Origin of the sequence: Nocardioides zeae (genome assembly GCF_010686755.1) — a bacterium.
GTDB classification, from domain to species: Bacteria; Actinomycetota; Actinomycetes; order Propionibacteriales; family Nocardioidaceae; genus Nocardioides; species Nocardioides zeae.
The window spans coordinates 1-12,702 of sequence record NZ_JAAGXA010000010.1; the positions used below are offsets into that span (position 1 = coordinate 1).

Annotated in this window: 10 protein-coding genes; 3 read left to right on the forward strand and 7 right to left on the reverse strand. The window is 74.1% G+C overall.

Annotated features, from left to right (window positions below; translation table 11 throughout):
* Positions 1–346 precede the first annotated feature (346 nt).
* The 4 genes from G3T38_RS14335 to G3T38_RS14350 all read right to left on the reverse strand — a co-directional run bounded on the left by G3T38_RS14335 (position 347) and on the right by G3T38_RS14350 (position 5,302).
* Entirely contained in the window at positions 347–1,303 is a 957-nt protein-coding gene (locus G3T38_RS14335) for an AraC family transcriptional regulator (protein ID WP_163773011.1), read from the reverse strand.
* A gap of 432 nt (positions 1,304–1,735) precedes the next feature.
* Positions 1,736–3,382: a thiamine pyrophosphate-dependent enzyme gene (locus tag G3T38_RS14340; RefSeq protein ID WP_163773012.1), complete on the reverse strand. Its 1,647-nt coding sequence runs from the start codon at positions 3,380–3,382 to the stop codon at positions 1,736–1,738.
* A gap of 22 nt (positions 3,383–3,404) precedes the next feature.
* Complete coding sequence (locus G3T38_RS14345) at positions 3,405–4,175, reverse strand: cyclase family protein (RefSeq protein ID WP_163773013.1); 771 nt, start codon at positions 4,173–4,175, stop codon at positions 3,405–3,407.
* 164 nt (positions 4,176–4,339) lie between these two features.
* Complete coding sequence (locus G3T38_RS14350) at positions 4,340–5,302, reverse strand: AraC-like ligand-binding domain-containing protein (RefSeq protein ID WP_163773014.1); 963 nt, start codon at positions 5,300–5,302, stop codon at positions 4,340–4,342.
* A gap of 162 nt (positions 5,303–5,464) precedes the next feature.
* Here G3T38_RS14350 and G3T38_RS14355 point away from each other — a divergent pair, with 162 nt between their 5' ends.
* Together G3T38_RS14355 and G3T38_RS14360 are read left to right on the forward strand one after the other, a co-directional pair.
* Entirely contained in the window at positions 5,465–5,938 is a 474-nt protein-coding gene (locus G3T38_RS14355; protein WP_163773015.1) for a flavin reductase family protein, read from the forward strand.
* Between the two features lie 31 nt (positions 5,939–5,969).
* Complete coding sequence (locus tag G3T38_RS14360; RefSeq protein WP_163773016.1) at positions 5,970–7,070, forward strand: LLM class flavin-dependent oxidoreductase; 1,101 nt, start codon at positions 5,970–5,972, stop codon at positions 7,068–7,070.
* Positions 7,071–7,143: 73 nt separating this feature from the next.
* On the opposite strand, the gene G3T38_RS14365 is transcribed toward G3T38_RS14360, so the two are convergent.
* Genes G3T38_RS14365 through G3T38_RS14375 form a run of 3 tightly spaced genes read right to left on the reverse strand, consistent with a single transcriptional unit; the run spans position 7,144 to position 11,108 of the window.
* A complete protein-coding gene (locus G3T38_RS14365; protein WP_163773017.1) occupies positions 7,144–8,769 on the reverse strand; it encodes a phytoene desaturase family protein in 1,626 nt (541 codons plus the stop codon).
* Positions 8,766–10,274, reverse strand: a complete 1,509-nt coding sequence (locus G3T38_RS14370; protein WP_163773018.1) for a flavin-containing monooxygenase — start codon at positions 10,272–10,274, stop codon at positions 8,766–8,768. Before G3T38_RS14370 ends, G3T38_RS14365 begins: the two co-directional genes overlap by 4 nt.
* Positions 10,275–10,289: 15 nt before the next feature.
* On the reverse strand, positions 10,290–11,108 hold the full coding sequence (locus tag G3T38_RS14375) for an SDR family oxidoreductase (RefSeq protein WP_163773019.1): 819 nt from the start codon (positions 11,106–11,108) through the stop codon (positions 10,290–10,292).
* Positions 11,109–11,257: 149 nt separating this feature from the next.
* Between G3T38_RS14375 and cysS the strand changes: the two genes are divergently transcribed.
* Positions 11,258–12,673, forward strand: coding sequence for a cysteine--tRNA ligase (gene cysS / locus G3T38_RS14380; RefSeq protein ID WP_163773020.1), 1,416 nt, complete (start codon positions 11,258–11,260; stop codon positions 12,671–12,673).
* The last annotated feature ends 29 nt before the right edge of the window (positions 12,674–12,702 follow it).

Below are 12,702 nucleotides of genomic sequence, written 5' to 3' on the forward strand. Positions count from 1 at the left end.
ACCAGAACCGCCTTCGGCTTCCGCTCACCCCACGCACTCATCGCCCTCGCCATGCTCAACCTCGCAGGACACCGCCCCACCCTCCCCGGCCGCCGATAACCCACGGATCAGTCACAAGAGCCCGAAATGTTCGGTTGGGACGTGTCCGACCCGGTCGGAGGTGCACCGACGTCCCAGTTCGCGGCCCGGCCGGGTGCGCGTTCGTGGCGCGACGCCGCAGCCAGTCCGGTCGGTCCGAGGGGCTGGTCGCGCGGCGTACCCCGGCCCACGGAAATGTGCGGCTGGGACGTGCTCGACCGGGTCCAGGTCGCACCAGCGTCCCAGTTCGCGAGCTCGCCTCGCTCCCTCAGGACGCCAGCGTCGTCGACGGCGCCTGGCCGTGGGCCGCGCGGTACGTCTGCGAGAACCGCCCGAGGTGGAAGAAGCCCCACCGAGCCGCGACCTCGGTGACGGTCGTGGTCTCGGGCGAGCCCTCGAGCAGGTCGGCGTGGGCGCGGGCGAGGCGTGTGCGGCGGAGCTCCTCCAGCGGCGTCGTACCCCGCTCGCGCTGGAACGCCTCCTGCAGGGTGCGGGGGCTGACGCCGACCTCGCCGGCCAGGTCGGCGACGCGCCACGGACGCTCGGGGCACTCCTCGATGAGCACCATGGCCGCCCGGACGGTGCGGGAGACGGGCGCGCTGGCGGCCGGGGCCGGCGTCAGCGTCGAGCTGTTCGGCTGCGCGGCGAGCAGGCCCGACACGATGACCTGCTCGAAGTGGCTCGCGGCCAGGGGGCTGCTGAGCACGCCGCGGCCCAGCTCGGCCTCGTCGCAGGCGAGGTGCACGAGCCGCAGCCAGCTGCGGATGGCCGGGGACCCGAGGTCGACGAGCGGGTCGAAGACGACGTCGCCCGTGCCGCCGGCCGCCTCCTCCACCGCGCGGCGCGGGAGGTGGACGAGCAACTGCTCGCAGCCCGCGGACCAGATCATGTCGACGGGCAGGGAGGGGGAGGGCAGGGAGGCGTACCCGCGGTTCGACGCCACCACCCGGTCGCCCACCTTGACCCGCGCCTGGCCCTTGAGGGGCACCTGCATGAGGTAGAAGTCCCCGAACCGACCCGGCGTGATGCGCACCTCGTCGCCGTAGCGCAGGTAGTGCACGCTGATCCCGCCGACGTCCGCAGCGTTGTGGACCATCGAGAGGCGCCCGCCGCGTTCGGTCAGCGACAGGTCGTGCGGGCAGAACGACCGCCCGACCTCGGCGCGTGCCTGGTCGAGGTCGGAGGTCGCCAGCCGGGTGTGGCGGGACAGCATCTGCACGGTCATGGTCACGCTCCTCGAGCACGAGTGTGACCCCGATCATAACCGAGCAGTATTGCGTGCGCATTACGGCCGTCGAAGAAGCGTGATACATCCGCGCGGGGCGCGGGGCGCGGGGCGGCCGTCGGCCTCGGGGCGGCCGTGGGCCTCGGGGAAAGAAAACGCGGACCGGCTCCCGAACCCGCGAAAGAAAACGCGGACCGGCTCCCGAACCCGCGAAAGAAAACGCGGACCCGGGCCTGCGACACGCCGACGCCCGGCCCGGAACCGTCCGCGTTTTCTTTCGGCGGTCCTCGGGCCCCGCGCACTTTGCTCGCCCACCTCGGGCCCGTCCGCGTTTTCTTCGCCGCGCCCCCCCACCGGTCGTGGTGCCAGGCCTGCGGAAACCCGCGGGCTCGCACCACGACCCGGGCGAGGGGGGAGGGGGAGGGGCCGGGCTCAGTGCCCCTTGAACGCCTCCTGCAGCCACCACGCGCCGCCGTCGCTCGCGATCTTCGCGTCGACGACCATCACGCCGCGGGGATCAGCCGCCCAGGCCGCGACCTCCGCCAGGTCGGCCTCGGTGCGCACGGTGACGCCACGGGCGCCGTACCCTCGCGCGACCGCCGCGATGTCCGCGTCCGGGAAGGTGACGGTGCCGAGGTCGGGCGTGCCGTGGGAGCCGTCGCCGAAGTGGTGGACCTCGGCGCCGTAGGCCGCGTCGTCGTAGACCGCCACCAGCATCGGGATCCCCAGCCGCACGATCGTCTCGAGCTCGCTGATGCCCATCCAGAAGCCGCCGTCGCCGGTGCCGACGACCGCGAGCCGGTGCGGCTGCGCGAGCGCCGCGCCGATGCCGCTGGCGAGGCCGAGCCCGATGGACTGGAAGGCCTGGGTGAAGCAGAAGCCGTTCTCGTCGGGGACGCGGAGGTACGTCGAGGGGTAGCCCATGAAGTTGCCGGAGTCGATCGCGACGACGCGCTCGGCCGGCAGGAGCGCGTCGAGGCCGCGGCTGAAGGCCCGCGGGTCGATCTGCTCGTCGGTGGAGACGTCGGGGGTGGGCGTGTCGTTCCACCAGCGCGCCTCGGCGAGGCGGGCGGCGACCTCGGCGGTGCGGTAGCCGGTGGCCTTCGTGCCGAGCGCGTCGAGCACGTCCGCGGCGGTGGCGGCGCAGTCGCCGTGCACGCCGAGGTCGACGGGCCGGTGGGCGCCGAGGGCGGCGAGGTCGTCGTCGACCTGGACCACGCGGGCCGACGGTCCGATGAGCGAGCCGTGCCGCATCGTCCACATGTTGAGGGCGCAGCCCCAGCCGACGACGAGGTCGGCGCCGGCGATGAGCTCGGCGGTCAGCGGCGCGGAGAACCCGCCGGAGATGCCGAGGTCGAACTCCTCGCCGCGGAACAGGCCGTTCGCCACGGCGGACGTCGCCAGCAGCGCGCCCGATGCCGCGGCGAGCGCGGAGATCTCGGGTCCGGCCGTCCGGCCGCCGCGCCCGGCGACGAACACGGGGCGCTCGGCGGCCTCGATGAGGGCGGCCAGGTCCTCGACCGCGCGCCGCGCGGGCCGCACGGGCAGCGGGGCGGTGAGCTCCGGCGTACGCGCGTCGTCGGGAGCCGGGGCTCCCTGGACGTCGAGGGGCAGGTTGAGCACGACGGTGCGGCGGCCGTGCACGGCGGTGCGGTAGGCGCGCACGACGTCGGCGACGGCCGAGGCGGCGGAGTGCACGCGCTCGGGGACGGCGCCGACGCTGGCCACGAGGGCGTCCTGGTCGATGCGGAAGTTGGAGTTGACGGTCGCGCCGGCGGTGTCGGCGGCCAGCACGAGCATCGGGGTGCGGCTCTTGGCCGCCTCCCCGATGCCCGTGACGGCGTTGGTGAGCCCGCAGCCCTGGTGGAGGGTGAGCACCGGGGGCAGCTCTCCGAGGCGCCCGTAGCCGTCGGCCATCGAGGCCGCGCCGCCCTCGTGGCGGGCCGCGGTGAAGGGGACCCCCGCGGCCCGGAGCGCGTTGGTGACGGCGAAGTTGCCGCTGCCGACCACGCCGAACGCGTGGCCGACGCCCAGCTCGGCGAGGGTGGAGCCGACGAGGTCGGCGACGGTGCGGGTCACGGGAGAGCCTTTCGGTGCGGGATCAGGCGGGGACGATCGCGAAGACGCGCGCCGGCGAGCCGGTGCCGCCCACGATCGGCAGCGGGGAGACGACGACCATCGCGCCGGTGGCGGGGAGCTGGTCGACGTTCTGGAGCTGGGTGAGGCCGTACTTGTCGGCGCCGAGCAGGAAGTAGTGCACGGGGAACGCCGGCTCCATGCCGCCGGCCTGGCCGGCGTCGATGCCGACGGTCTCGACCGCGAAGCCCGAGATCGGCGAGGCGGCGAGCCACTGCGCGCCGGCGGGGGAGACGCCCGGGGTGTGGGGGCCGTTCTCGTCGGCGTTGGCGAAGGCCTCCGGGTCGCCGCCGCGGGCGCTCCAGCCGGTGCGGAAGACCAGCCAGGCGCCCTCGGGGAAGGGGCCGTTGTCGGCGACGTGCTTCTCCAGGTGCTCGGGCTCCAGCAGGAAGTCGGGGTCGGCCGCGACCTCGGCGGAGAAGTCGATGACGACGGCCGGGCCGACGAGGCGCGCCGGCGGGATGGTGTCGACGGAGTGGCCCTCGCGGCCCGACGCCCAGTGCACGGGGGCGTCGAGGTGGGTGCCGGTGTGCTCGCCGGTGTGGATGTTGTTCCAGCCCCAGAACGGCCCGTCGTCGTCGAAGTCGCTCACCTTCTCCAGCGACAGCGGGATGGTGTTCGCGAACGGCGGCGGCAGCTGCAGCACCGGCGTGCTCGGCGACAGCGGCGCGGTGAGGTCGACGATGCGGGCCTCGCCGGTGGCGAGGGAGCTGAGCAGGGTGTCGATGGCGGTCATGAGGAAGCCCTTCGGGTCGGGTCCGGTCGCACGGGCAGGCCGCGCCTGCCGTGGAGGTGAGGCTAGGGCCGCTGCGCTCCGACCTCTATCCCGGATGCGCGGTCGTCATCCTGATTGCGCGTCGGTGGTCGGCCCGGTGGCCGGCCCCGGCCGCCCGCCGGACCTCAGCGGCGGCGCAGGGTCTCGCTGGGCGTCTCACCGAACGCGGCGCGGTAGTCGCCCGACAACCGGCCCAGGTGCCCCGCGCCCCAGCGCAGGGCGGCCTCGGTGACGCTGGAGGCGGAGCCGTCGAGCAGGGACGCGCGCACACGCTCGAGCCGCACCCGCCGCAGGTACGCCGTGGGCGTGGTGTCGAGGTGGGCCCGGAACCCCGCCTGCAGGGCCCGGACGCTGAGGTGGACGGCCTCCGCGACGTCCGGAGTGCCGAGGGGCTCCGCGCAGTGCTCCTCGATCAGGCGGGCCGCCCGCAGCACGACGCGCTCCTGCGGGGTGGCGACCGGCGCCTCGCAGCGGGGCGCGACGGCGGCGACGAGCCCGTCGACGAGGGCGGTCTGGAGCGCGGCCGCGGCGCTCGGCACCGACGCGAGGCCGTCCGGTCGGTCGAGGTCGGCCAGCACGAGGTCGACGACGCCCCGCCAGGTGCGGGCCGCGCCCCGGGTCAGGTCGAGCGACTGCACCCCCGGAGCGGCGGGCAGGACGCCGGTCGCCCGGGCCAGGTCGGTCCGCTCGCGCAGCAGCCCGCCGGCGATCCGCACCATCACGCGCGGGTTGCCGCAGGAGTAGCGCATCTGCAGCGCGCGACCGAGCGGGGTCAGGGCGGCCGTCCCCGGTCCGACCTCGACCGTGTCCCCGCCGGCCCGGATCCGGGCGCGCCCGGCGAGCGGGATCTGCACGAGCTGGAAGTCGAGGCCGTCGACGCCGACCTCCACCTCGCAGCCGTAGTCGATGAAGTGCAGGCTGAGGTCGCCGAGGTCCACGGCGTGGTGGCGCGCCCGGAAGTCGTCGTCGCGGCGGAGCGGTGTCAGCCGGTGGGGAGCCAGGGAGGCGGCGACCGAGACGCGGGCGGCGTCGATGCTGGTCGTGCTCAGCACACGGTGGGAGGCGAGCGGGGCAGCGACGCGTGCCACGAGGTGCTCCTTGTCCGGTCGCATCGCGCGCTCGACCTGTCTCATTGTGCAACGACCGTCACGAGAACGGAATAACTTCACGGGATCGGACCGATCGTTTGCTGGACAGCGACGGCTCTCCGCGGATAGCGGTCCGCCCCGGCGCGGCGCACCATCGCCGCCATGCCCGACACCCCCTGCGCCCCCCAGGTGGCCGCTCCTGACCTCCGCGCCCAGCTCGCCCGCTGGCCCAGCGGCGTCGCGGTCGTCACCGCGACCGGGGCGGGCCGACCGATCGCGAAGACCGTCAACAGCTTCCACTCGACCTCGACCGACCCCCCGCTGGTGGGCTGGTGCCTCGACCACGGCTCGAGCCAGCTCGACGAGTGGATGGCCGCGGACGGCTACGTCGTCCACGTCCTCGCCGAGCACCAGACGCACCTGGTGGCGCAGTTCGCCGCGCGCCGGGACGACCGCTTCGCCGGCACCCGGTGGTCGCCCGGCCTCGACGGCATGCCGGTGCTGGACGACGACGTCGCGGTGCGGTTCGAGTGCCGCGTGCGCCACCGGTTGCCCGCGGGCGACCACACCTACCTGATCGGCGAGGTCGTGACCCTCACGGCCGGTCCCGGCACACCGCTGCTGCTGCGCCGCTGACACTCCTCACCCCACCGAAAGAGAGATCCCCGTGTCCATCCCCGTCCTCGAGGCCGACCACTTCCGCCTCGGCCTGTTCTCCTCCAACTGCACGGGCGGCCTGGCCGTCACCACCATCCCCGAGCGCTGGTCGGCCTCCTGGGAGGACAACCTGCGCCTGGCCCGTCTCGCCGACCGGGTCGGCATCGACTTCATGCTGCCGATCGCCCGCTGGATCGGCTACGGCGGCGTCACCAACTTCCACGAGGGCGTCCTCGAGCCGGTGCCGTGGGCGACGGCGATCGTCGCGGCCACCGAGCGCCTCACGGCGTTCGCGACGGTGCACACCGCGTTCAACCACCCGGTCGTGACGGCCAAGCAGCTGGCGACCGTGGACCAGGTCGGCCCCGGCCGGGTGGGCCTGAACGTGGTCGCGGGGTGGAACCAGCCCGAGTACCAGGCCATGGGCGTCGACCTGCCCCAGGACCACGACTCCCGCTACGCCCTCGCCCAGGAGTGGGTCGACGTCGTCACCACGCTGTGGCAGCGCGAGGGCCGCTTCGATCTGCCGGGCCGGTTCTGGGACCTGCAGGGCGTCGAGGCGATGCCGAAGCCCGCCGCCGGGCGCATCCCGATCCTCAACGCGGGTTCCAGCCCGCAGGGCAAGGCGTACGCCGCGCGCAACGCCGACTTCGTGTTCACCATCGTGGGCGGGCCGGAGGACGGGGCCGACGTGGTCCGGGAGCTCTCCGCCCAGTCCGCGGCGCAGGGGCGGTCCGCAGGGGTGCTCACCCCGACCCACGTCGTGTGTCGCCCCACGCGCGCGGAGGCGGAGGACTACCTGCACTACTACGCCGTCGAGAACGCCGACTGGGACGCGGTCGACAACCTCATGCAGCTGCAGGGCCTCCACGCCCAGTCCTTCAGCCCGGAGATGCTGGCCGGCTTCCGCGGCCGCTTCGCCGCCGGCCACGGCACGTGCCCGTTGATCGGCTCGCCCGACGACGTGGCCGACGAGATCGAGCGGTTCGCCCGGGCCGGGTTCGGCGGCATCACGATGTCGTTCGTCGACTACGTGGGCGAGCTGGAGTACTTCGCGCAGGAGGTCATGCCCCGCCTGGCGAAGAAGGGCCTGCGGCCCGAGGTGGGTTGATCCGTCACCCCCGACGCGAGACGGGCACCGCCGCTGGGTCGTCAGCGGCGGTGCCCGTCGTCAGGGGGCGGCGTCAGCGCCCGGTGCCCCGCCCGGTCCAGCGCCCGAGCAGGCGGCGTACCGGCGGCGGGGCGAGGAGCTGCTGCGCCACGAGGTGTCCGGAGCCGGCACCGAGCCCGGGTCCGGGGTGGGTGAACGCGCCGACGTGGAACAGGCCGTCCACGCCCGTACGGTGCCCGGTCGAGGTGCCCGGGCGCCAGAGGAGCGACTGGTCGAGCTCGGCCGCGCCGCCGTAGGGGTCGCCCTCCACGGCGTTGGCGTTCTCCCGCTGCAGCCGGGTGGGCGGCAGCGCGTGCACGCCGACGATCGAGGACCGCAGCCCCGGGGCGTGCTCCTCGATGCGGTCGAGCACCCGCTCGAGGTAGGCCTCGGTCACGGAGCCGTCCCAGCCGGAGGCCGTGGCGATGGAGCCGCCCGCGTCGCCGGTCGGCGCCCACGGCACCTCCTGCAGCTGCAGCCACAGCGTCGCGGCCCCCTCGGGCGCCCGCGACGGGTCGAGCACGGACTGCTGGCCGACGACCACCGTGGGCGCGGCGGGCAGCAGCCCCGCCTCGGCCTGCGCACAGGCGACACCCGTGGAGGCGGCGCCGTCGCTGACGTGCACGAGCGGCACGGCGTCGAGCCGGTCGTCCGACCAGCGCAGCGGGGCGTCGAGCGCGAGGTGCACCTGCATCGCGGCGCGTCCCGGCCGGTGCCGCGCGGCCGCCTGCCGACCGGCCTCGGGGGCGTCGGAGGCGAGCAGCTCGCCGTACAACCGCCCCGTCGACGTCGACGCCAGCACCGCGCGGCGCGCGACGAGGCGCTGGCGGTCGGCCGCTCCGCCGAGCCGTACGGCGCGTGCCCGCCCCTCGGCGACCTCGATACGCGTCACGGGGGAGCCGAGGTGCACGTCGACGCCGCGCTCGGCGAGGAGGGCGGCGAACGCGTCGACGAAGCGGCCGGCGCCGCCCTCGACCACGGGGAGCCCGGCGGCGTGCATGGAGAACGCCATGACCGGCAGCATCAGCCCGCCCGTGGCGTGGTCGGGACCGAGCCCGGCGTGGAGCAGCCACGGCGTCCACAGCTGGTCGACCTCGTGGCCGACGAACCGCTCGCGCACGAGCCCGCGTCCGCTCTGGGCGCTGACCCGCACGAGCTCGCGCAGCCCGTCGACGCCGAGTCCGCGGGCCGCGCGGGCGCCGAGGCCGACGAGGTCCTGCGGCCGCAGCTCGGAGCCCAGGGCACCGAAGACGTGCGGCGCCCAGCTCTCGAGCTGGCCGAGCATGGCGGCGTACGCCGCGGCGTCGCCCCCGTCGGCGAACCCGGCCGCCGTCGTGGCGGGGTCCCGGTCGGCGACGACCGCACCGCGCTCGGAGACCGAGGCGGTGACGGCGCCGTCGGTGTTGCGGTAGCGCAGCCCGTGGCGGTGCAGGTCGTCGCCGAGCACGCCGTAGGCGCCGCTGGTGACGAAGAGCGGGTGCCAGGAGCTGAAGGTGTCGTGGACGTGGCCGGGCTCGGTGAGCTCGTCGGAGGCGATGAACCCGCCGAGCCGGGGGCGCGCGGCGCCGAGCGCGCCCCCCCAGCCCGCGCCCGCGAGCGCCGCGGCGGCGACGAGACCGTTGATGCCGGCCCCGATGACGATGGCGTCGTAGGTGCTCATCGGGCCAGTCTGGCGCGCAGCTTGCCGAGCACGCCCGCGTAGTCGCTCGGGTCGAGCGGCAGCAGCCACTGCTTGGCCTTGGTGGCCGTGCCGACGTTGAGCCCGAGGTCGTCGAGCGTCTCGTCGATGTTGTGCACGGAGAACGGGATGATGTTGGTGCCCCGGGCGTGCTGGCCGCGGGTGCGCTCGCGCATCCAGTCGAGGATCTCCTCCGCCTCGGCGCGCATCGTGTCCTCGTCGGGCAGCGTGTGGCCGCCGCCGAGGTAGGACCCGATCCACAGCGCCGACACCTCGGCGGAGAGCGGCGAGAAGAACGACGAGTTGTAGCCCGCGAAGCTGAGGTCCTCGACGCCGATCGGGTGGATCTGGCGGTGCAGCAGGTAGTCACCCCGGTCGGTCGTGAAGCGCGCGACGACGTCGTCGGGCAGGAACGGGATCTCCTGGGTCCAGCCGGTCGCGGCGAGCACGACGTCGGCGGGGATGACGGTGCCGTTGGCCAGCTCGGCGATCGGCTTGCCGTCGCGCTCGCCGAGGCGGCTGATGACGATGTCGCGGTGCACGGTGATGCGGCCGTCGGCGACGCCCTCGAAGAAGCCCTCGGTGGCGAGCGAGACGGTGGAGCGGGCGATGTCGGCGAACGTGCCCTGGGGGATGAGGCCGAGCTTCGCCAGCTTCAGCTGCCGGGTGGAGACGCCGCCGACGCTGCCGACCATCTGGTTCGCCAGCATCGAGTTCCGGGCGTGGAGCACCTTCTCCATGCCGTTGACGGAGCGGTAGCGGAACAGCCCCTCGCCCATGCGGGTCAGCATGAGGAACTTGTAGTTGAGCACGCCCTGGAGCTTGCGCGGCAGCTTCCACAGCAGCTCGCGGGCCACGACGGTGGTCGACGCGGCGACGGTCGCCACCTCGACGGTGATGTCGCAGGCCGACTTTCCGTAGCCGACGATGATCGCGTCCTTGCCGGCCACCTGGTCGAGGCTGTGGAGGTCGCCCGCGGGGAGCACCTCGCCGCCGACCTTCTCGAAGACGTCGCGGCCCTCCCACGGCGGCACGAAGGGCCGGGAGAAGATGCCGCTGGCGAGCACGAGGTGGTCGACGTGCGTCGTCAGCGTCCCGTCAGCGTTGGCCGTCGTGACGTCCCAGCCGCCGCCCGGGGTGGGCTCGGCGGCGACGACCTCCGTGGCCAGCCGCAGGTGCGGCTCGAGGCCGAACTTCGCGACGTACTGCTCGAGGTAGGCCTGCACCTGCGCGCCGGAGGGCCACTCGGGGTAGTCCTTCGGCATGGGCAGCTCGGAGAGCGCGTAGGTGCCCTTGTTGTTCTGGGTCTTGAGGCCGGGGTAGCGGCGCGTGGCGCTCCAGACGCCGCCGACGTCGGGGGTCTTCTCCCAGACGGTGACGTCGTGGCCCAGGGCGCTGAGCACGCGGGCCGAGGAGAGCCCGGCGAAGCCGGCGCCGACGATGCCGATCTTCTTCGTCGTGGGGCTGGGGGTGGGGGAGCTGGTCATGGTGGGAGTCCTCACTCACTCGGCGAGCAGGGGGATGGCGGGGACGGCCTGTTCGGGTCCCATGGCGGAGTAGCCGCCGTCGGCGGCCCAGTCGGCACCGGTGACGACGGAGGCGGCGTCGGAGACGAGGAAGGCGACGACGGCGCCGATCTCGCGGGGGTCGCCGACGCGGCCGGTCAGGTGGAACGGCGCGGCGACGCGGTCGGTCTTCGCGCGGTCGCCGCCGGAGAGGCCGTCCATGATCGCGGACCAGGTCCACCCGGGGCTGACGGAGTTGACGCGGATGCCGTCCGCGGCGAGGTCCATGGCCATCGAGCGCGTGAGCTGGGCGATGGCGGCCTTGCTGGCGGGGTAGACCCAGCGTCCCGTCTGCGCGACCGACGACGAGATCGAGGTGAAGTTGACGATGGCGGCGTGCTCGCTGTCCTTCAGTGCGCCGTGGGCCGCCTGCACGAGCGCGACCATGCTGACGAGGTTGACGTCGAGCGCGGTCAGCCAGTCGGCGCGGGGGGTCGCGAACCCCTCGTCCAGGTACGTCGCGGCGAGGTTGACGACGATGTCGATGCCGCCGTGCGCGGCGACGGTGCCCTCGACCAGCGCGGTGAGCGCGGCGTCGTCGGTGACGTCCGTGCGGGTGAAGGTGACCGCGCCGCTGCCGGTGGGGAGCGCTGCGGCGAGGTCGTCGGCGACCGCCTGACCACCGGTCTCGTCGATGTCGGCGACGACCACGTTCGCGCCCGCCTCGGCCAGCGCGGCGACGACGCCGCGGCCGATGAGGGTGGCGCCGCCGGTGACGACGGCGGTGCGACCGGTGAGGTCCGTGGAGACGGGCATGCGGCCTCTCCTTCGCTCGGGTCGGACCGCCTCGTGCGGCCCGGGTTGAGCCGGAACCGTAGGCGCGGGCCGAGCCGGGCGATATCCGCCGAGCGCGGCGGTCGTCCGGGATGCGCAGGTGCCGCCTGCGCGCCTCTAGACTCGTGCGGGTGACGCTCAGGCTCTTCGACACCGCGACCCGCGAGGTCCGTGACTTCCGACCGCTCCGTGCCGGCGAGGTCAGCGTCTACGTGTGTGGTCTGACGGTGCAGTCGGAGCCCCACGTCGGTCACGTGCGCTCGGGCGTGAACTTCGACGTGCTGCGGCGCTGGCTGGAGGTGCGCGGCTTCGCGGTCTCCTTCATCCGCAACGTCACCGACATCGACGACAAGATCCTGGCGAAGGCGGCGGCCGCGGGACGCCCCTGGTATGCCCACGCCCAGCTCATGCACCGGCAGCTCACGGCGGCGTACGCGTCGCTCAACGTCGAGCCGCCCACCTACGAGCCGGCGGCGACGGGCCACGTGCCGGAGATGCTCGAGCTGATCGAGGACCTCATCGGGCGCGGGCACGCGTACGCCGCGGAGGACGGCTCCGGCGACGTCTACTTCGACGTGCGGTCGTGGCCCGCCTACGGCGAGCTGACGCGGCAGGGCATCGACGACATGGAGGCGGCGGCCGACGCCGATCCGCGCGGCAAGCGCGACCCGCGCGACTTCGCCCTCTGGAAGGGCCACAAGCCGGGGGAGCCGCTGACCGCGTCGTGGCCCTCGCCGTGGGGCCGTGGCCGTCCGGGGTGGCACATCGAGTGCTCGGCGATGGCGGGGAAGTACCTGGGCGACGCCTTCGACATCCACGGCGGCGGCTTCGACCTGCGCTTCCCCCACCACGAGAACGAGCAGGCCCAGTCGCGTGCCGCGGGGCGTGACTTCGCGTCGTACTGGATGCACAACGCGTGGATCACCACCGCCGGCGAGAAGATGAGCAAGTCGCTCGGCAACACGCTGTCGATCCCGGCGATCCTCGAGGAGTTCCGCGGCATCGACCTGCGCTACTACCTGGTGGCGGCGCACTACCGCTCCCACGTGGAGTTCAGCTTCGAGGCGCTCGCGGAGGCGGCGGCCGGGTTCGCCCGGGTCGAGCACTTCCTCGAGCGGGCGGCGGCGACGGGCTCGCTCGACCTGCCGGCCTCGCTGCTCGACGTGCTGCCCGACGCGTTCGTGGCGGCGATGGACGACGACCTCGGCACGTCGACGGCGGTCGGCGTGCTGCACGACGCGGTGCGCGAGGGCAACAAGGCACTGGCTGCCGGCGACGCTGCCGCGGCCCGGGTCCACGGTGTGGCGGTCCGCGCCATGCTGGCGGTGCTCGGCCTCGACCCCGCCGACGAGGCGTGGCCGAAGCCGTCGGGCGACGCGGGCCTGACCGCGGCCGTGGACGTGCTCGTCGCGGGCCTGCTCGAGGAGCGGGCGGCGGCGCGGGCGGCGAAGGACTTCGCGGCCGCGGACGCGATCCGCGACCGCATCAAGGCGGCCGGCATCGAGGTCACCGACACGCCCGACGGGGCGACCTGGACGATCGCGTGACGCGCACCCAGCGCGCACCGAATTAGAGG